The sequence below is a fragment of the Flavobacterium sp. GP15 genome (genome assembly GCF_014281985.1).
GTDB lineage: Bacteria > Bacteroidota > Bacteroidia > Flavobacteriales > Flavobacteriaceae > Flavobacterium > Flavobacterium pygoscelis.
The window spans coordinates 609771-628116 of the sequence record NZ_JACFTC010000001.1 but is presented as its reverse complement, the minus strand read 5'-3'; the positions used below and the strand labels follow the sequence as shown (position 1 = coordinate 628116).

20 protein-coding genes are annotated in these 18346 nt (G+C 32.2%); 9 read left to right on the top strand and 11 right to left on the bottom strand.

The genetic code is table 11. From position 1 onward, the window contains the following. The first annotated feature begins 2 nt into the window (after positions 1 to 2). Positions 3 to 980 (top strand): DUF4837 family protein, encoded by a 978-nt coding sequence (locus H2650_RS02845; protein ID WP_188049243.1) that lies wholly within the window; start codon positions 3 to 5, stop codon positions 978 to 980. A 42-nt stretch (positions 981 to 1022) separates the two neighbouring features. Next, entirely contained in the window at positions 1023 to 1469 is a 447-nt protein-coding gene (locus tag H2650_RS02840; RefSeq protein ID WP_188049242.1) for a GNAT family N-acetyltransferase, read from the top strand. On the opposite strand, the gene H2650_RS02835 is transcribed toward H2650_RS02840, so the two are convergent. Genes H2650_RS02835 through rnpA form a run of 4 tightly spaced genes read right to left on the bottom strand, consistent with a single transcriptional unit; the run spans position 1470 to position 5176 of the window. Further along, entirely contained in the window at positions 1470 to 2279 is an 810-nt protein-coding gene (locus H2650_RS02835; RefSeq protein ID WP_188049241.1) for an OmpA family protein, read from the bottom strand. Then, positions 2276 to 3913: a S41 family peptidase gene (locus tag H2650_RS02830; protein WP_188049240.1), complete on the bottom strand. Its 1638-nt coding sequence runs from the start codon at positions 3911 to 3913 to the stop codon at positions 2276 to 2278. Before H2650_RS02830 ends, H2650_RS02835 begins: the two co-directional genes overlap by 4 nt. Further along, positions 3913 to 4752: a DUF4349 domain-containing protein gene (locus tag H2650_RS02825; RefSeq protein WP_255462782.1), complete on the bottom strand. Its 840-nt coding sequence runs from the start codon at positions 4750 to 4752 to the stop codon at positions 3913 to 3915. The genes H2650_RS02830 and H2650_RS02825 overlap by 1 nt, the downstream gene beginning before the upstream one ends. Positions 4753 to 4795: 43 nt before the next feature. Then, positions 4796 to 5176 (bottom strand): ribonuclease P protein component, encoded by a 381-nt coding sequence (rnpA, locus tag H2650_RS02820; RefSeq protein WP_188049239.1) that lies wholly within the window; start codon positions 5174 to 5176, stop codon positions 4796 to 4798. Between the two features lie 124 nt (positions 5177 to 5300). On the opposite strand from rnpA, the gene H2650_RS02815 reads away from it, so the two are divergent. The 3 genes from H2650_RS02815 (at position 5301) to H2650_RS02805 (ending at position 7784) form a co-directional block, all read left to right on the top strand. Continuing rightward, positions 5301 to 6038, top strand: a complete 738-nt coding sequence (locus tag H2650_RS02815) for a 1-acyl-sn-glycerol-3-phosphate acyltransferase (protein WP_188049238.1) — start codon at positions 5301 to 5303, stop codon at positions 6036 to 6038. A 16-nt stretch (positions 6039 to 6054) separates the two neighbouring features. Beyond that, positions 6055 to 7044, top strand: a complete 990-nt coding sequence (locus H2650_RS02810) for an acyl-ACP desaturase (protein ID WP_188049237.1) — start codon at positions 6055 to 6057, stop codon at positions 7042 to 7044. A gap of 86 nt (positions 7045 to 7130) precedes the next feature. Continuing rightward, positions 7131 to 7784: an HD domain-containing protein gene (locus H2650_RS02805; RefSeq protein WP_188049236.1), complete on the top strand. Its 654-nt coding sequence runs from the start codon at positions 7131 to 7133 to the stop codon at positions 7782 to 7784. 84 nt (positions 7785 to 7868) lie between these two features. On the opposite strand, the gene H2650_RS02800 is transcribed toward H2650_RS02805, so the two are convergent. The 7 genes from H2650_RS02800 to H2650_RS02770 all read right to left on the bottom strand — a co-directional run bounded on the left by H2650_RS02800 (position 7869) and on the right by H2650_RS02770 (position 14610). Continuing rightward, on the bottom strand, positions 7869 to 8273 hold the full coding sequence (locus tag H2650_RS02800) for a hypothetical protein (protein ID WP_188049235.1): 405 nt from the start codon (positions 8271 to 8273) through the stop codon (positions 7869 to 7871). 147 nt (positions 8274 to 8420) lie between these two features. Continuing rightward, positions 8421 to 9203 (bottom strand): enoyl-CoA hydratase/isomerase family protein, encoded by a 783-nt coding sequence (locus H2650_RS02795; RefSeq protein WP_188049234.1) that lies wholly within the window; start codon positions 9201 to 9203, stop codon positions 8421 to 8423. A gap of 10 nt (positions 9204 to 9213) precedes the next feature. Then, positions 9214 to 10629: a HAMP domain-containing sensor histidine kinase gene (locus H2650_RS02790; RefSeq protein ID WP_188049508.1), complete on the bottom strand. Its 1416-nt coding sequence runs from the start codon at positions 10627 to 10629 to the stop codon at positions 9214 to 9216. A 58-nt stretch (positions 10630 to 10687) separates the two neighbouring features. Then, on the bottom strand, positions 10688 to 11242 hold the full coding sequence (locus H2650_RS02785) for a CopD family protein (protein WP_188049233.1): 555 nt from the start codon (positions 11240 to 11242) through the stop codon (positions 10688 to 10690). Further along, the gene (locus H2650_RS02780) at positions 11229 to 12584 is read right to left on the bottom strand and encodes an MATE family efflux transporter (RefSeq protein ID WP_188049232.1); all 1356 of its coding nucleotides are present in this window, start codon (positions 12582 to 12584) and stop codon (positions 11229 to 11231) included. The genes H2650_RS02785 and H2650_RS02780 overlap by 14 nt, the downstream gene beginning before the upstream one ends. After that, entirely contained in the window at positions 12585 to 13640 is a 1056-nt protein-coding gene (gene hemH / locus H2650_RS02775; protein ID WP_188049231.1) for a ferrochelatase, read from the bottom strand. 103 nt (positions 13641 to 13743) lie between these two features. Continuing rightward, on the bottom strand, positions 13744 to 14610 hold the full coding sequence (locus H2650_RS02770) for an AraC family transcriptional regulator (RefSeq protein ID WP_188049230.1): 867 nt from the start codon (positions 14608 to 14610) through the stop codon (positions 13744 to 13746). Positions 14611 to 14959: 349 nt separating this feature from the next. Here H2650_RS02770 and H2650_RS02765 point away from each other — a divergent pair, with 349 nt between their 5' ends. The 4 genes from H2650_RS02765 to hemA all read left to right on the top strand — a co-directional run bounded on the left by H2650_RS02765 (position 14960) and on the right by hemA (position 18286). Continuing rightward, complete coding sequence (locus H2650_RS02765) at positions 14960 to 15349, top strand: hypothetical protein (RefSeq protein ID WP_188049229.1); 390 nt, start codon at positions 14960 to 14962, stop codon at positions 15347 to 15349. A gap of 141 nt (positions 15350 to 15490) precedes the next feature. Continuing rightward, positions 15491 to 15928, top strand: coding sequence for a hypothetical protein (locus H2650_RS02760; RefSeq protein WP_188049228.1), 438 nt, complete (start codon positions 15491 to 15493; stop codon positions 15926 to 15928). A gap of 19 nt (positions 15929 to 15947) precedes the next feature. Then, complete coding sequence (locus tag H2650_RS02755; protein ID WP_188049227.1) at positions 15948 to 16541, top strand: hypothetical protein; 594 nt, start codon at positions 15948 to 15950, stop codon at positions 16539 to 16541. Positions 16542 to 17026: 485 nt separating this feature from the next. Then, positions 17027 to 18286 carry a glutamyl-tRNA reductase gene (gene hemA / locus H2650_RS02750; RefSeq protein ID WP_188049226.1) on the top strand — a complete coding sequence of 420 codons (1260 nt, stop codon included), beginning with the start codon at positions 17027 to 17029 and terminating at the stop codon, positions 18284 to 18286. Positions 18287 to 18346: the final 60 nt, after the last annotated feature.

The following is an 18346-nucleotide window of genomic DNA, read 5'->3' as shown; positions in this document are numbered from 1 at the left end:
TAATGAATAAGACCCATTTTCTAATTATCTGTATTTCTCTTTTGTTATTTTCTTGTAAAAAAGAGAATGATGGTTTACCTCGTAAAACCAATGGGAAAATAAATACCATCTCCGTAATTATTGATGATCAATTATGGAACGGCGATGTTGGAGATAGCATTCGAAATAAGTTTGCCGCACCTGTAATTGGCTTGCCTCAAGAAGAGCCTTTGTTTAATATCAATCAATATCCCACAAAACTTTTAGAAGGATTTATGACCGATACGCGCGCGATTATCGTTGTGAAAAAAGATATACAAAATAAGTTTGAAATTCGTAAAAATCAATATGCCGCTCCGCAAAACGTATTTCATATTTCAGGAAAAACAAGTACTGATATTATTGATTGCATAGAAAAGCATGCACCTCAAATGATTCAAATCATTAAAAAAGCGGAAATAGAAGAGAATCAAAGAATCAATAGCCTTTCCTTAATTGATCCTAAAGTGATTGCTAATAAATTTCATATTGATATCAAAATCCCTTCTGGTTATGCTTATGTGCTTCAAAAAAGTAATTTTATGTGGCTCAAAAAAGAAATTATAGGTGGGAACAATAGTGTTTTACTATACCAAGTCCCACTTAGTACCATAAAAAAGCATGGTGATTTTGTAAGTTGTATTGTAAAAATGCGCGATTCTATTGGTAAATTATACATTAGTGGAAAAGAGCCCAATACCAATATGCTGACAGAAGAAGCGTATGCACCTTATCTTTTTAAGAGCAATCACGACGGTAAAGAAACCTACGAAACTAAAGGAACTTGGCAATTAAATAATGATTTTATGTCTGGCCCTTTTATCAATTACGCCATTGTAGATACCGAGTACAACCGGATATTAGTTTTAGAAGGATTTTGCTATGCCCCATCAAAAGACAAAAGGGACTTAATGCATGAACTAGAAGCGATTATAAAATCAGTTGTAATCATCAAAAGATAGTTAGTAATTGCTTTTATTTGTAATTTAAAATTAAATAAACCTATGGAAATACAGTGGACAATAAAAACATTTGATGCGCTTTCTGTTCATGAACTGTACGATTTATTACAATTAAGAAGCGAGATATTCGTTGTAGAACAAAATTGTGTTTACTTAGATCTTGACGGTAAAGATAAAGTGGCTTTGCATTTAATAGGTAAATATGATGATAATATTGTTGCACATGCCAGACTTTTTAAACCAGGTATTAGTTTTGATAATGCTTCTATTGGGCGAGTAACCGTTGCAATAAAGTACAGAGATAGAAAATGGGGACATGAGTTAATGCGCAACGCTATCAATGGAATTCAAGATCACTTTAACGAACAAAAAATAACTATAGGAGCACAACTGTATCTTAAAAGGTTTTATGAAAGTCACGGCTTTGTACAAACCAGCGAAATGTATTTAGAAGATGATATTCCGCATATTGAAATGATTAAAGGCTAACTAAATTTTTAATATTAAAAATTCAACACGGCGGTCCAATTCTTCTCCTTGGCCTAAAGGAAATTTATTGCCATATCCTGCATAACGCATTCTTAAGCTATTAATGCCTTTGTCTAATAAGTATTTATAAACATTTTTGGCGCGATTCAACGAAAGTTTGCGTTGCAATGTTTCTTTATCAATAGCATCATTGAAATAAGATGGAGTACAACAGACGTGACCAATAATTTTAAATTCCATTGTATTTTGTTGTTGTAATAAAGTTACAATTTTGTCCAATTCTTTTTTAGACTGTTCCGTTAATTTACTACTTCCCATTCTAAATAAAATTTTTTCAAGATAAATACGATCTCCTGTTTTATGGTTCTCTTGAAAGGAATTGTAAATCCCTTTTCCAAAACTATTTTTCTTAACAAGAAATAAATCGACTCGTCTGTTTTTGGAACGGGTTTCGGAGAGGTTAGATTCTTCTTCTTTTTTTAAAAGAACACGCCCTTTACCTTCAAAAATCATGATTTTATTTTTATTAAATCCTGCTTCAGTTAGGATGTTTTGAACGGTATTGACTCTTTTTCTAGAAAGTTCGTAATTGTAATCATTGGCACCTCGATCATCGCAATAGCCATAAATCTGAATCGATTCTACTTTCGTAGTGTCGGTGTTTTTCAAAAAATTTAAAATCCCTTTTACTTGATCTTCATAAAGATTGAATTTGTCAAATTCGAAATATACGGTTTCCACAGGTTTATCCTGAGCTGACAAGCAGCTAAAGAACAGTAGAGCCAATATTTTGATTGACTTTTTTATCATGTTTTTAAAATCGAATTATAGGTTGCAGGAGTATTAAGAACGGTTGTTGCTCTTTTGATTTCTGCATTGTTTTGTATGTAATATTGGTACAAACCTTCTTGATATTGAAATCTTTTTATAATCTCATTAACAATCAAACTTTTTATTTCTTTTTGATTTTTATCTAATAAATTATTTTCGCTCTTTTGAAGTGCCGATAATAATTGTTGGTATTCTAATTGTATCGATTCGTCTAGTTTTTCTTTTTTGGCTATAGCCAAAGTGTTTTTCAAAGCCAATTCCGTTTCTGTATCAAACGAGAAATTTTGAGTTTTCAAAAATTGTTTAAAGTCCGCATAATCTGTATCGGAAATCACAGGAATCTTGGATCCTAAATTAGGGTTTTTATAATAGTAAGAAGTAACATAATTAAAAATTCCGTCGTTGCGAATCAAAGCATTTGTAATCGGACTTGATTTTGCTTCTTCCATCTCAATATCGGGTTGAATTCCTCCGCCGTCATAAACAGTTCTCCCTTTTCTGGTTTTAAAGGCCGTATAATTTTTCTCCTCTGTTTTGATAGCCATTCCGTTTTGATCTTTCTTAGAATAATCTAAAGCTTGAATGCATCTTCCGGAAGGCGTATAATAGCGTGAAATAGTCACTTTTAGTTGTGTTCCAAAGGTAAGATCAACTGGTCTCTGAACCAATCCTTTTCCAAAACTGCGACTTCCTACTACAACCGCACGATCTAAGTCTTGTAAAGCGCCTGCTACAATTTCTGAGGCAGAAGCGCTTCTGTCATTCACCAATACAATCAACGGAATTTGTGTATCTACCGGATCTTGGGTTGTTTTATAAGTACTGTTGTGTTTTTCTATTTTTGATTTTGTGGTAACAATAATTTCATTTTTTGCTACAAAAAGATTGCAAATATTGACTGCTTCATTCAAAAGTCCTCCGGGATTGTCTCTAACATCTAATATAATGCGCTCTGCACCTTGTTTTTTTAGTTGTTCTAAAGCTTCTTTGGTTTCCTGAGATGCTTTTTTGCTAAAACGTGCCAATACGATATATCCTGTTTTATCATCAATTTTAGCATAAAATGGAACTGATTTTATTTCGACTTCATCCAGAATGATTTGTGTAGTATTTGGTTTTCCTTGACGCAAGAATTTAATGTCAATTTTGGTATTCTTGGTTCCTTTAAAAAGATTAGAAGCTTCTTCTTTGTAATCCGCTAAAATGACGTCTCCAATCTGAATGATCTCGTCTCCCGCTTTTAGACCAGCTTTATCAGCAGGGAAATTTTTATAGACTTCCTTGATGATTAACTGCTCTTTTTTTCTGGTCAATAAAGCCCCAATTCCAGTATACTCTCCAGTATTATTTATCTTAAAACGAAGTACATCTTGCTCGTTAAAATAGACTGTATAAGGATCCAAGCTGGCAAGCATTCCTTTAATTGCTTTATCCATTAAATCTCCAGGATTGGTTTCGTCTACATAATTTTTATTGAGTTCTTTGAAAAGCGTAGTGAAGATCTCTATTTGCTTGGCAATTTCAAAAAAATCGTCTTTAAAACTGCTGCCTATAAATAGAAAAGTAGCTGCTACAACGGGAATTATGAATTTTTTTTTAAGGAAAGAATACATTATTTTTTATTTTTTGTATTACGTCTATTTTTAATAAAATAAACTAAAACAGTTAGAATAATCAGAAAAGGCCAAATGCTAATCAAAACAATAAACACACTAGAAATACTGTTGAATCCAGATTTTATTGCAGTCCAGATTTTCATTCCGTAAGAACTTGTAACGCCACTCTCACCTGCAACGGGTTTGTAAAATTCAATAGTTAAGGTGCTAAAGGAAACGCGATTTTGCAAATAATTTAATTGTCCTTGTTTAGACTCTATTTCTTCGCGAATAGTAGAAAGCTGTGCTTCAATTTCAAGTATTTCAGAAACTTTATTTGCTTTTTTTAAAAGATCAAGATAGCGATTTTCTAAAACTTTTTTAGCTTTTAGTCGGGCACTCATATCAATATATTCTGCAGTTACATCCTGAGAAGTTATTTCTTTATTATCAAAATAGGTAATTCCTTTAGAAACTTCAGTTAAAAAAACATCGAATTTTTGATTGGGAATGCGAATGATTAGTTTTCTAAATATAGAGTTATAATCTTTGCCTTCTGTATCATTTTGAATGGTTGCGTTTTGATTTTTTACAGCCTTTTGTATTTGAGTATATGTCGCTTCTAAATCATTAGTTTCAAAACGAATGTTTCCCTCTTTAATTATTTTTTGCTCGGTTTCTAGAGTTTCCGAGTCAGGAGTTGCGGTATCATTTTTTACAAATTTTACCTTCTCATTTTTTTTATCTAATACCGACAATGCATTTGTATCCTCATTGACGGATAAATTGTTTTCTGCTTTTTTACAATTGGAAAAAAGAGCCATTAAAAGTAACGGTAGAATTATTTTGTATTTCATTCATTAAGGATTTGAATGATAAAAATACAAAAAATAGAATAGCTTAGATTTCTTTTTTTATTTGTAGTAAAAACTTCTCGAATAACTGAATCGTTTTAGTATTGATTTCTTCGTAAGTAAGACGATCTTTAGTTTGATAAAAGAACATGAAGGAGTACGGTTGGTCTAAATTATCAATTAGTAAATGTTTGTTGAGTCGATAGGTTTCGCGAAGAATGCGTTTGAAATAATTTCTATCTACTGCTTTTTTAAAATTTTTCTTAGAAACAGAAACACCCATTTTGATTTTCTCCCCTTCGCCAAAAGTGCCTGATTTATAGACTAAACGCAACGGATATTTTGAAACTGATTTTCCTTCAGTAAACAATAATCCAATAGTGATTTTACTTTTTAGCTTTTCGTTTTTTGGGTATTTAAAATTCATTTTAATATAAAAAGGCGTAAATTTAGAAGGGCAAAGTTACAATTAAACGATGAGGTGATATATTGTTTTGTATTTAAATAACCCTAAAAAATTATTTAGTACTTTTGTAGCTAATTTTTAAAGCATGCAAAAAATAGTTTCGTATCCCATTTCTGTTATTTATTATTTATTTTTTGGTCTAACATTGCTCGTATTTCACCCAATTCAGTGGATTTGTTTTAATGTCTTTGGATATCAAGCACATAAAATAAGTGTAGATTATTTAAATTTTTTCTTATTAAGATGTACCAATATTTTAGGAACAACTTATAAATTTGAAAATATAGAAAGTATTCCTAAAGATGTTCCACTTATTTTTGTGTCTAATCATCAAAGTATGTATGATATCATTGCAATGATTTGGTTTTTCCGTCGTTTTCATTGTAAATTTGTCAGTAAAAAGGAATTGGGCAAAGGAATTCCTAGTGTGTCTTATAATTTGCGTCATGGAGGTTCTGTGCTTATTGATCGAAAAGATCCCAAACAAGCCATTCCTGCGATCAAAGGATTAGGAGAATATATTGAAACAAACCATCGTTCGGCAGTAATTTTTCCAGAAGGTACTAGAAGTAAAACGGGTAAGCCAAAAGAATTTGCACAAAGTGGTTTAAAAATTTTGTGTAAGTATGCGCCCTCTGCTTACGTAGTTCCAGTAAGTATAAACAATTCTTGGAAAGTCGTTAAATACGGGTTTTTTCCGTTAGGTTTAGGAAATCGACTTACCTTTGTGGTACACGAGCCATTAGCAGTTGCAGCGTATGATTTTGCTGAGTTAATGGAGAAAACAGAGAAAGCAGTTGTGCAAGGAATAAAATTTAATTAATATAAATTTATATATAATGTCAATAAAAAACATTCGATTAGAAGTAATGCAGTTTTTAGAAAAAAACGTAGAGAGCTTTGTCGATCAGTATCTTATTCCAGTAGAAAAAATATGGCAACCAACCGATTTTTTGCCTAATTCTCAAAGCGATACTTTTTTTGATGAGGTGACAGAACTACGTGAAATTGCAAAAGATTTACCATACGATTTCTGGGTAACTTTAGTTGGTGATACCATTACCGAAGAAGCATTACCTACTTACGAATCTTGGTTGATGGATGTAGAAGGGGTTGATAATGTCGAAAGAAATGGTTGGTCTAAATGGATCAGACAATGGACAGGAGAGGAAAATCGTCATGGAGATGTACTGAACAAATATTTATACTTGTCTGGTCGTGTAAACATGCGCGAAGTAGAAATGACTACCCAACATCTGATTAACGATGGTTTCGATATTGGAACCGGTAGAGATCCTTACAAAAATTTTGTTTACACTAGTTTTCAAGAATTAGCAACCTATGTTTCTCACAACAGAGTAGCACAAATGGCTAAAAAATATGGCGATAATAAATTGTCAAAAATGTGTAAAATGATTGCAGGTGACGAAATGCGTCATCATCACGCATATAGTGAATTTGTAAACCGTATTTTTCAGGTAGATCCTAGCGAAATGATGCTTGCTTTTCAATATATGATGAAAGCTAAAATCGTTATGCCTGCGCATTTCTTAAGAGAATCAGGGGAAAAAATAAGCACTGCTTTTGAACAATTTTCTGATTCCGCTCAACGAATTGGAGTTTATACTGCTTCTGATTATGTTGATATTATGCAAAAATTAATCGATAAATGGGAAATTGATAAAATGGGTGGTCTTACAGATGAAGCAGAAAAAGCAAGAGATTATCTGATGAAATTACCAGGTAGAATGGCTAAAATTTCTGAAAGATTAGTAATTCCGCAGGAATCTCATATTTTTAAATGGGTTGAACCTGCTGTTTTAAGATAAATTTTGAAGTTCTAAATAAAAACAAAATGTTGGATTTTGAAGTGCTGACTTTAAAGTTCAACATTTTTTTTAATTATAAATAAATAATGATAAAGTCTGATTTGATAAGTAAAACCATTTCTTTCGTCAAAGCAAAACTAGAAAATGCCGAAGGCGGACACGATTGGTTTCACATAGAAAGAGTTTACAGAAATGCAATATTAATTTCTAAAAATGAAGTTTGCAATGCTACGATAGTTCAATTAGGAGCATTGCTTCATGATATTGCGGATAGTAAATTTCATGATGGCGATGAGACTATAGGTCCAAGAATAGCGCGTGATTTTTTAGAGTCGCAAGAAGTGGATCAAGAAATAATAACTCATGTGATCCATATTATCGAAAACATCTCTTTTAAAGGAGGAAATTTCGAAAAGCAGTTTACTTCAAAAGAATTAGATATCGTTCAAGATTCAGATCGTTTAGATGCCATAGGCGCTATAGGAATCGCTAGGATGTTTAATTACGGTGGATTTAAAAACAGAACGATCTATGATCCTAAGATTGCTCCAAATACAAAAATGACTAAAGAAGAATACAAAAAGAATGATTCACCGACCATTAATCATTTTTATGAAAAATTATTCCTTTTGAAAGATAAAATGAATACGGTAACGGGTAAGGAAATTGCAAAAGCAAGACACCGTTATATGGAAGGTTTTTTGTCTGAGTTTTATGCAGAGTGGGAAGGAGAGAAGTAAGATTTGAGATCGTGGAATAACGATTTTAGATTTCGGATTTTTTGGATTGCTGATTTTAAAATCAGCAATCGTTAATCCAGAATCTTAAATCTGAATCCCTTTTTCCTTCATTTCAAGAATTACATCTGAAGCATTTTTAAAAGTTGGTGCTTGTTCTACAATAGTTCCTACTCTTTTCTTATTTAGCTTAAAAGTAATATCATTTTCAGTGGTAAATAATAAGGCGGTCAAAAACGGATTATTCATGTACGGAGCCAATACCATAAAGGCTTCGTCTATAGTATGCGTCGATTCTATTTCTTCAGTTTTGTATTTTGCGGTAAGCGAAAGTGCAAAAACATCATTCTCTAATAAAACCGGACGAACATAGATGTTTTTCAAATCAGTGTCACCAATTGTTTTGGCTAATGTTAATTTAGCATAGGTTTTATTTTGAATACTTTCTTTAACTTTTACCCAAAATTGGGCAAATATAGGTTGGTAGGACATATTGTTGTATTTAGTATGTGGTGTAAAATTAAAAACGGAATCACAAAATTAGGTTTTGTAGATCAAACAATATGTTTTTGGAGTGAGATTATTTTAAAGAAACTTAATTTAAATAAAAAGAGAGCCTATTTGGCTCTCTTTTAGTTCTTACTTCCCAGTAAATACGGCTTTTCTTTTCTCTAGAAATGCGGTGGTACCTTCTTTGAAATCTTGAGTTCCAAAACATTTTCCAAAGGCTTTAATTTCGGTTTCATAACCATTTTTGCCTTCTTTGAAATTAGCATTAATTGCTTTTATTGCTTTGCCAATAGCATAAGGAGAATTTTTTAATATTTTACTTGCTATATCGTTGCAAAAAGTTAAAAGTTCTGCTTGAGGTACTACGTGATTTACAAGACCTGTACGGTAGGCATCATCTGCAGTAAGCATTCCTGCAGTCATAATCATTTCCATGGCACGACCTTTTCCTATTAATTGAGGCAAACGCTGTGTTCCTCCATATCCTGGAATGACACCTAATGAAACTTCTGGCAATCCCATTTTTGCATTATCTGATGCTATTCTAAAATGACAGGCCATAGCCAATTCTAATCCGCCACCTAAGGCAAAACCATTTACTGCTGCGATTACAGGTGTTTTTAAATTTTCAACAAAGTCAAATAATTTTTCTTGTCCTTCAGCTGCCAATTTTGTTCCTTCCTCGATCGAATAGTGGGCAAATTCAGAGATGTCTGCTCCAGCAACGAAAGCTTTTTCGCCACTTCCTGTCAAAATAATAACTTGAATTTCAATGTTTTTGTCTAACTTTTTAAAAGCTTTGTGCAAATCATTTATCGTAGCAACATTTAGAGCATTTAGCTTTGTTGGACGATTAATTGTAATGGTAGCAATATTATTTTCAATAGTAATTAAGATGTTTTCGTAGTTCATGCCGCTAGTTTTAGGTGTTAATAATAGGTAAGGAAACCGTAAATGTAGTTCCTTTTCCAAATTGAGTTTCAAAGGTAATTGTTCCTTTATAATTTTCGATAATGTTTTTTATAATTCCCAAACCAAGACCCATTCCACTGCTTTTAGTGGTAAATTTTGGCTCGAATATGCGAGCAATATCTTTGGGTTGAATTCCAATTCCGTTGTCTGTAAAAGTGATTAATACATTATTGTTTTCTTTTTTAATGCGAACAATAACCGATTTTTCATCTTGTTGTTCTGGAATGGATTGTATGGCATTTTTAGCCAAATTGGTTATAATTCGGATCAGTTGGGTACGATCAATTACGGATATAATTTTGGGTACTTCACTAATGACTTCTATGTACTCTTCATTAAAAATATCCATGGCAAGCTCGACAACCTCAACAACATTCAAGGTCTCATTTTGCTGTGCTGGCATCGAGGCAAAGTTCGAGAATGCCGAAGCTACAGCAGTCATTGTATCAATTTGTTGAATTAGAGTCTCGGAGTAATCATTCATTTTTTGTTTGACACTTGGATCATTGGGATCAAATTTTCTCTGAAAACTCTGTACCGTGAGTCGCATTGGCGTAAGCGGATTCTTGATTTCATGTGCCACTTGTTTGGCCATTTCGCGCCAAGCTTCTTCGCGTTCGCTTTGTGCAAGTTTTAAGGCACTTTTCTCTAACTCATCTACCATACCGTTATATGAGTTTATCAAAAGGTTTATCTCTTTGCTGCTGGCTTCTAAAACGATTTTCTCATTTTTTTGACTTAAACTCGTTTCACTTAATTTGTCCGAAATGGTTTTTAGTGATTTTGTGATGTAGGAAGAAAGGAAATAGGCTAATGCAAAAGCCATAATTAGCATGAAGGAATAGACTTGACCCAAACGAATTAGAAAACTATTTAATTCGTTTTCATAGTAACCGTCATCCTCTACATAGGGTAAATTTAAAATTCCCAATGGTTTGAATTTATCATCTTTTATTTGGCTAAAAGCAGAACGATTCTTTTTTCCATCAATGGTTTTAATGTCTACATATCTTTTTTCAATGGAGGAGCGAACTAGCTTTAAAATATATTTGGGAATTGGCGGAGCTACTTTATCAACAGAAAAAGATTCTTTGGACGATTTTAATAGTTTTCCGTCTAAACTGTAAATATTAATTTCGACGTTGTGAATGTGGGCTAATTCATGAATTTTATCTTTGAAGATCAAGTCTAAATTGCCAGTAGTAAGAGGATAAGTAGTAGTCGAAAGGATAAAATTGATGTGCTGTTTTACTGCATTTTCATTTCTTTCTAATCGTTGTTGGTGGTAAACTTTTGCTTCATTCTTGAACTGAATGATCGAGATAGAAGCCAAGATAACAGAAGCCATTAATATCAATACAATCATCGAAAGGAAAATCCTTATACGTAATGAAAATGTTGCTATTTTAAAACTTTTGATCATATTAAGATTGATTTCTTTCCCTTATTTTTTTGTAAAATTTAAATCCAAGCATAATTAAAACTGAAAAGGCAAAAATACCAACCACACCATAAATCCAGTTTACAGCATTTTTTAAAACTACCAAAAAAACGACTGCAAATAGAATTATTGTAGCACCTTCATTCCACAAACGCATAAAAGTATTGCTATATTTTACTTTGTTTTTTTGTAAATCTTTGAATATTAAATGACATTTCCAGTGGTACAAATACAACAAAAAGACGAAGCATAATTTGACGTGCATCCAAGGCATTTTTAACCAAGCTTGACCTAAATCGGTAAATAATAACATCCAAAAAGCAAAAATACTCGCTAAAACAGCCGATGGCCAAGTGATAATATACCACAATCTATAGGTCATTATTTTGTATTGTTTTTGTAATATTTCTTTTTCAGGTGATGGTTTTTGATCGGCTTCGATTTGGTAAACAAATAGGCGAACGATATAAAATAAACCAGCAAACCAGGTAATTACAAAGATAAGGTGTAAGGATTTGAGGTAATTATAATATTCCATCGTTGGTGTGAATTAATTTGGTGTTCATTTCTTTTTTTAGAAAATAACCGGTCAATAAAGTGGAAAGTATATCGGCTATTGGGAATGCAATCCAGACTCCAAAAATACCTAAAAAATTTGGTAGTATCAGTACCAAAGGAATTAAGAAAAATCCTTGTTTGCTCAATGTTAAAAGCAATGCCTTTTTTGCTTTCCCCGCAGCTTGAAAATATGCAGCGCCTATCAATTGAATCGCAATTATGGGCGAAGCTGCAAATACCCATCGTAAGGCATTTGGCGTTTGAGCAATGACAAGGGCGTCCGTAGTGAAAACGGCAGTGATGGGTTTTGCAAAAATTAAAATAACTACAAAAATAAGAGTGGCTAAAATAGCCGCATATTTTATAGAAAGGGATACACTCTCCTTGACTCTTTCATAATATCCGGCACCATAGTTATATCCTGCAATAGGCAAAAAACCTTGTGTAATGCCTAATATAGGAAACAAAGCAAACATCAACATTCTGCTTATAATTCCGTAAATAGCTACAGAATGTTCTCCTCCGTAAGAATATAAAGTATGGTTTAATAGTATAGATAAAACACTGACAACACCTTGTCTTGAAAAAGTGACGAAACTTAGCTCTGAGATTTCTTTTACAATTGGCATCTTAAATTTAAAATGCTTCATTTTTAGCTTTAATTCACTTTTAAAAATAAAGAACCAAAGCACAAATAAAAAACAACTAAAATAAGAAATGGCTGTTGCCATTGCAGCGCCAAACATGCCTAAGTTTAAATATTTAATAAAAAGTATGTCTAAGCCAATATTAACAAATGCTGGTACAATCATGGCTACCATTGCAAATTTAGCTTTCCCTTCGGCGCGAATAATGTTGTTTCCCATCATGCAAAGCGCTAAAAAAGGCACTGATATAATAATAGGAAAAAAGAATTCTCGTGCAGGTTGAATAATTGCTCCTTTTGCTCCAAAAAGGGCTAACATTTCGTCGCTAAAAAAAAGACCTAAAAAAACAAAAATTGACGATAATAAAAGCGTCATCATTATTTGATTTGCAAAAGTGTTTTTAGCCTTTTCTTTATGATTGGCGCCTAATGCTCTAGAAAGTACCGAGCCGCCACCTACGCCAATCGCCATTCCTAAGGAAGAAATCAAAAAGGTGATAGGTAAAACTATTGTTACCGCCGCAATGGCTAAAGATCCAATCCATTGTCCAACGAAAATGGTGTCAATCAAAATATTGACTGACATAAACAAAACACCAATAGACGATGGAACTGCTTGTTTTATAAGCAGTTTTTTAATGTCTTGAGTTCCTAAATCATCGGCGGTAACAGCCATTTATGCTTTTGTTTTTTCAGTGTTAGCAGTGACAGCAGCAGAGGTGTTTGACCAAGTTGTGATCCAATTACCTACAGTAGCGCACCATTCATCACTATCATTTAAACAAGGAATCGCTAGAAACTCTTCACCACCATGCACTTTAAATTCATGATTGGCTTCCATCGCAATTTCTTCTAAAGTTTCTAAGCAATCCGATACGAAAGCAGGAGTAACAACAGCAAGTTTTTTAATTCCTTTTTCGGGCATTTTATTCACTTCTACGTCAGTGTAAGGCGTAAGCCATTTGTCACCTGCTAAACGCGATTGAAAAGTTTGACTATATTTTCCCTCAGGAATACCCAATAATTTTACGACTTGTTTAGTAGTTTCGTAACATTGATGACGGTAGCAAAACTCATGGGCTGGTGAAGGCGTGTTGCAGCAAGAACCATCTATTTTACAATGTGATTTAGTAATATCTGTTTTGCGAATGTGACGTTCTGGAATTCCGTGATACGAAAATAACAAATGATCATAATCAAAACCTTGTAAGTGGCCTTTGATCGAATCAGCAAGATTCTTGATGTAATCTGGTTTGTTGTAAAATGCAGGAACAATAGTAAATTTCATTTCCGGGAAATGCTTTTTACGTAAATCTTCAGCAAGTTCTAAAATGGTTGTCGTAGAAGCCATTGCGTGTTGCGGGTACAACGGAAAAAGCAATACTTCATTTACACCTTTGTCATGCAATTCTTGTAAGCCAGACAGTAAAGAAGGATTTCCGTAACGCATCGATAATGCAACTGGCACATCAACTAATTGTTTTACTTTCTCGTGCATTCTTTTAGAAATAACGACTAAAGGCGAACCCTCGTCCCACCATATTTTTGCATAAGCTGCAGCAGATTTTTTAGGTCTGGTTTGAAGTATGATTCCACGAACTAGTAATGCTCTCAATAAAAACGGAACATCAATAACGTATTTATCCATTAAAAATTCGTCTAAATACGGTTTTACATCTTTTGGAGTTGGACTTTCTGGAGATCCTAGATTTACTAATAATACGCCTTTCATTGTTTCTGTTTTATTTTCTTCAAAAGTACTTCAAGAACCTTCTTAGAAGTATGATAAATGTTAGTTTTTACTTATTCTATTATGCTTAAAACCAATCGCATTTTTACACATTGGTGTTTATAGACATTAAATATTTTTTTGGTGTAGTGGCAAATTTCTTTTTAAAAGCTGCAATAAAGTGACTTCCGGTACTGTATCCTATTTTTAATCCTACTTCGTTTACATTATAAGAGCCGCTATCTAATAATTTACGGGCGTAATCCATTTTATAATCAAACAGAAATCCGTAAACGGTATCGCCATAAATTTGCTTAAAACCCATTTTTAGTTTTTTCAAATTCAAACCAATTTCATCTGCTAATTCTTGTAATCCAGGTGGTTCGGCCATATTTGCGATAATGATTTCTTTGGCTTTTCGAATTTTTAATACATTTTCCTCATCAATCAAAAAAGGGCATTGCTCTGCATTTGGATCTTCGGTTCTATTAAAGTATAAACTTAATAATTCATATCCTTTTCCTCTATAATACAGGTTTTTTATCGAAGGATTTAAATTGTAATGAAACATTTGATTCAATACAATTGCCATTGACGGACTAATATCAGTCTCGTTATAATATTTTTTTTCTTTATTTTCTTTGCTTAAAAAAGGAATGTTTTCGGCATCACTAGTAAAAAGTCCGTGAAATTTTTTGATAGAAACAAATATAGAAATCAACCAAGTTTTTGGAGCAATTTCAACATGTAAAGGCAATTCTTTCTCGGTGTTATAAAATAATAAAGCTTTTTCTTCTTTGAGTTTTAAACTGTAATTTCCTTGATTAAAATTAAAGTTAGCATTTCCTTTTAATCCAAAATGAAATTGAATCAAGCCCAATTGTACTGGTCGTTGAAATACTGCAACCTCATCTGAGTTGTTTTGAAAACGAATTAAAATGAAATCATCGTCAATCTTTATTTCTTCTTCCATCTTTTTGATTTTTTTAATTCAATGTAATAGCGTCAATTATTGTTAACTGATACCATATCGACCTTCAAAATTAAATCTTTTTCATGGTTAAACCTTTACTTCACTCTAAATTTATAAAATCTTTAATTTTTGAGGATGTTATTTTAAAACTCAGTTCATCTCAGTATGACTTTATTTATCATTATACTACTCGCAATTGATTCAATTAATTGCTATAAATAAGCAACAAGCTTCCCATGCACTTACGATGAAACTCTTGCTTTAGTTTTAGGAATGTTAGGTTCAAGACTATAAATCCAATGTTTCGTTTTTAACGTAGATAAACTAAACGTTAAACAAAAACTATAACATGTTCAAAAAATCACTGTTCGCATTTTTTATTTTCTTAATAATCTCGTTTTCTGCTTATTACTTCATCTATAAAAAGGATAAGAGTTTTAAAAATGAGAAAGCTATTTTTTCTTTAGATATATCTGTACTTCAACTAGAGTTTATTGCTAATGATAGCCTTGCTCGAACTAAGTATTTAGGTCAAACCATTGAATTAGTTGCTGTGGTTACGAATATAGACCAAGCGAATAATGTAGCTGTGCTTGATAATAAATTGTATGCCTTCTTTACTAAAAACTTGCCTGCCAATCTGGAGTCGGGAAAAGTTTTTATAATTAAAGGGCGGCTGTTAAGTTATGACGAAACTTTAGAAGAGTTTAAAATGGATCATAGTACTGTTGTACAGTGACATATTATTCTTATTGAACCGCAGTAAATACTGCTTTTTAAGATATTAAAACTATTTAAATTTAATCTAAATAGCTTGAATTTAATCTTAAATCAAACCAAGACTTCTAATTGCCCGTAAATAATTGCAAAACCCATTATTATGAAATCCACAAACAAATTAATTAAAAGAGTACTTCAAGGTATTGCAATAATTGCAGTATTATTTGTAGCCATTCTTGTTTTTCACATTGTTACCGCTAAACCAGCAGTATATGATTCTCCAAATTTACAAATAAGCAGAATTGATTTTAAATCGAATATCGATTCGGTTAGAGCAAAAGAAATTTGTGCTGATTTAAGAACGATAAAAGGTTTGACTTCTGATTCTATTATTGTAAAAAGAAATGTGGTCGTTTATTTTCACAATAACAAAATTACGAATTCTCAAAAGGTTTATGATGAACTCATGACTAAAAGGCCTTATGAAGCAAACCAATTTGTATTACCCGCTGGTTTGGCTAATAAAGAAGTATGTCCTATTGACCAAAATAGTATGACTTACAAAATATCACAAAAGATAAATAGATTTTTTAATTAACCCTTTAAACACAATTCTTATGAAAAATTATTCAAAAATTACACTTAGTGTATTATTCGTAGCCTCTGCAGCTTTTACTTCTTGTAGTAATGATGACGATGTTCCGGCAACACCAATGGTTAAAGCAACTATTTATGAGCGCCTTGGTGGATCAAAAATGGTAGCTGATCCAGACATGCCAGGACAAATGATTGAAGGTGGTCGACTGTCTTTCCGTAAAGTGGTAAATTCAACAGTTGGACTTATAGTAGCAGATGTTCAGAGTAACGCTACTGGAAATTTAGGAGCTCACTTTGCGCCATTATTAACAGAAGTAGGAGCAGGAAACACTACTAAATTAGCTGTATTGGTTGATAATTTAACTGATTTTTTCTCTTTTAATACAGGAGGAACAAATGCAGTAAATACCTATTCAGGTATGAATATGGTCGCTACGCATGACCCCGCTAAAAACCCACGTATGGGAACAAAAGCAAGTGATGCTGATTTTACTAAATTTGAAGGTTATGTTGGTGCAGCAGCAGTTGCTAACGGAGTTAAATCGGATACAGAGTTGTACAAAGACATCGTTGTTGTATTAGAGTCTATCAGAAAACCAACTGTTCAGAAATAATATTTTTTTTTGATTAAAAACGCTATTCCGCTTGGATAGCGTTTTTATTACTAAATAATTTAGGCTTATGTTTTATTAGCGAGTTATTAATTCGTTAGATTTTAAATCAATAAATTTTTCTCGATGTTTTATAATCGAAACTGTTGAAAAAAAATCAAACGGATTTATATAAGCTACTTTAATTTTTTACCAGACAGATCATCTACTTTCAAAATAATGCTTAAAAAAGATGTTAACATTATTTTGAAGAACTCTAAGCGATGTTTTTATTTAAAAATTAATAAAAAAACGCAAACGCTTATTTAGAACTAATCTATATAATAAGCCATAATAACCTTGAATTCACTCTATTTTCAGATAAAATCTGTTTTGTAATTACTATTTTGAATCAAAATTTCCCTTAGCGATACAAAAAGCACTTACAGCGTTGTTTTTATAAAATAGTTAACAATAATTTTGTAGAACTTTTTTAAGAAAAGTATAATATGGAAAAATTCAATATGTCCAGAAACAGCACTTTTTATGCTTTAGGTTTAAGTTACAAAAAAGCTGACGCAACAATTAGAGGTAAATTTAGTTTAGATGCCAAAGCACAGGCTATCTTATTGATTCAAGCAGAGGCTGAAGGAATAGAATCTTTGATCGTTACTTCAACCTGTAATAGAACCGAAATTTATGGTTTTGCTAAACATCCTTACGAATTAATAAAATTACTTTGTGAAAACAGTAACGGTTCTGTAGAGGAATTTCAAGAGGTCGCTTACATTTATAAAAATCAAGAAGCCATTAATCATATGTTTCGTGTAGGAACTGGATTAGATAGTCAGATTTTAGGCGATTTTGAAATTATCAGTCAAATAAAAAATGCTTTTAATTTAAGTAAATGCAACGGTTTAATAAACACCTTTATGGATCGTTTAGTAAACTCGGTGATACAAGCCAGTAAAAGAATAAAAACTCAAACTGATATTTCCTCTGGAGCAACTTCGGTATCGTTTGCTTCTGTTCAATATATTTTTAAAAATGTAGAAGACATTGCTAATAAAAATATATTACTTTTTGGAACAGGAAAAATAGGAAGAAATACCTGCGAGAATTTAGTAAAACATACCAAACACAGTCAGATTACATTAATTAACCGTACCAAAGATAAAGCGGAAAAATTAGCTAGAAAACTGAATGTTGTAGTAAAAGATTATGCTGATTTGCAACTTGAATTGCAAAAAGCAGATGTAGTGGTTGTGGCTACCGGAGCACAAAATCCTACTATCGACAAAACTATTTTGAATTTAAAAAAGCCTTTGCTTATTTTAGATTTATCTATTCCTAAAAATGTAAACGAAAATGTGAATGATATTGAAGGAGTAACTTTAATACACATGGATCAGTTGGCTAAGATTACAGATGAAACCTTAGAAAACAGAAAGCAACATATTCCGCAAGCGGAAGCTATAATCGAAGAAATTAAGGAAGACTTTATCTCTTGGAATAAAAACCGAAAATTTGCTCCTACAATTCAGGCTTTAAAGGAAAAATTAAACGCTATTAAAGATGGGGAACTTAACTTTCAAAGAAAAAAAACACCTAATTTTCATGAAGAACAGGCTGAAATGATCAGCAATAGAATCATTCAAAAAATCACCAAGCATTTTGTGAATCATCTAAAGGATGGAGAATCAATGGATGAGGGTATTGAATGGATAGAAAAAGTATTTCAGTTAGAACAAGATAAATATTTTTCGTAGTTTAACACATTGAAAATGCTTTGAAGTACGAATACAGATTGGTGTAAAAATAAAATAAAA

Bases quoted from the DNA above. Each gene is read 5' to 3' on its own strand.
- H2650_RS02845 (WP_188049243.1), top strand. From the start codon at position 3: ATGAATAAGACCCATTTTCTAATTATCTGTATTTCTCTTTTGTTATTT.
- H2650_RS02840 (WP_188049242.1), top strand. From the start codon at position 1,023: ATGGAAATACAGTGGACAATAAAAACATTTGATGCGCTTTCTGTTCAT.
- H2650_RS02835 (WP_188049241.1), bottom strand. From the start codon at position 2,279: ATGATAAAAAAGTCAATCAAAATATTGGCTCTACTGTTCTTTAGCTGC.
- H2650_RS02830 (WP_188049240.1), bottom strand. From the start codon at position 3,913: ATGTATTCTTTCCTTAAAAAAAAATTCATAATTCCCGTTGTAGCAGCT.
- H2650_RS02825 (WP_255462782.1), bottom strand. From the start codon at position 4,752: ATGAAATACAAAATAATTCTACCGTTACTTTTAATGGCTCTTTTTTCC.
- rnpA (WP_188049239.1), bottom strand. From the start codon at position 5,176: ATGAATTTTAAATACCCAAAAAACGAAAAGCTAAAAAGTAAAATCACT.
- H2650_RS02815 (WP_188049238.1), top strand. From the start codon at position 5,301: ATGCAAAAAATAGTTTCGTATCCCATTTCTGTTATTTATTATTTATTT.
- H2650_RS02810 (WP_188049237.1), top strand. From the start codon at position 6,055: ATGTCAATAAAAAACATTCGATTAGAAGTAATGCAGTTTTTAGAAAAA.
- H2650_RS02805 (WP_188049236.1), top strand. From the start codon at position 7,131: ATGATAAAGTCTGATTTGATAAGTAAAACCATTTCTTTCGTCAAAGCA.
- H2650_RS02800 (WP_188049235.1), bottom strand. From the start codon at position 8,273: ATGTCCTACCAACCTATATTTGCCCAATTTTGGGTAAAAGTTAAAGAA.
- H2650_RS02795 (WP_188049234.1), bottom strand. From the start codon at position 9,203: ATGAACTACGAAAACATCTTAATTACTATTGAAAATAATATTGCTACC.
- H2650_RS02790 (WP_188049508.1), bottom strand. From the start codon at position 10,629: ATGATTGTATTGATATTAATGGCTTCTGTTATCTTGGCTTCTATCTCG.
- H2650_RS02785 (WP_188049233.1), bottom strand. From the start codon at position 11,242: ATGGAATATTATAATTACCTCAAATCCTTACACCTTATCTTTGTAATT.
- H2650_RS02780 (WP_188049232.1), bottom strand. From the start codon at position 12,584: ATGGCTGTTACCGCCGATGATTTAGGAACTCAAGACATTAAAAAACTG.
- hemH (WP_188049231.1), bottom strand. From the start codon at position 13,640: ATGAAAGGCGTATTATTAGTAAATCTAGGATCTCCAGAAAGTCCAACT.
- H2650_RS02770 (WP_188049230.1), bottom strand. From the start codon at position 14,610: ATGGAAGAAGAAATAAAGATTGACGATGATTTCATTTTAATTCGTTTT.
- H2650_RS02765 (WP_188049229.1), top strand. From the start codon at position 14,960: ATGTTCAAAAAATCACTGTTCGCATTTTTTATTTTCTTAATAATCTCG.
- H2650_RS02760 (WP_188049228.1), top strand. From the start codon at position 15,491: ATGAAATCCACAAACAAATTAATTAAAAGAGTACTTCAAGGTATTGCA.
- H2650_RS02755 (WP_188049227.1), top strand. From the start codon at position 15,948: ATGAAAAATTATTCAAAAATTACACTTAGTGTATTATTCGTAGCCTCT.
- hemA (WP_188049226.1), top strand. From the start codon at position 17,027: ATGGAAAAATTCAATATGTCCAGAAACAGCACTTTTTATGCTTTAGGT.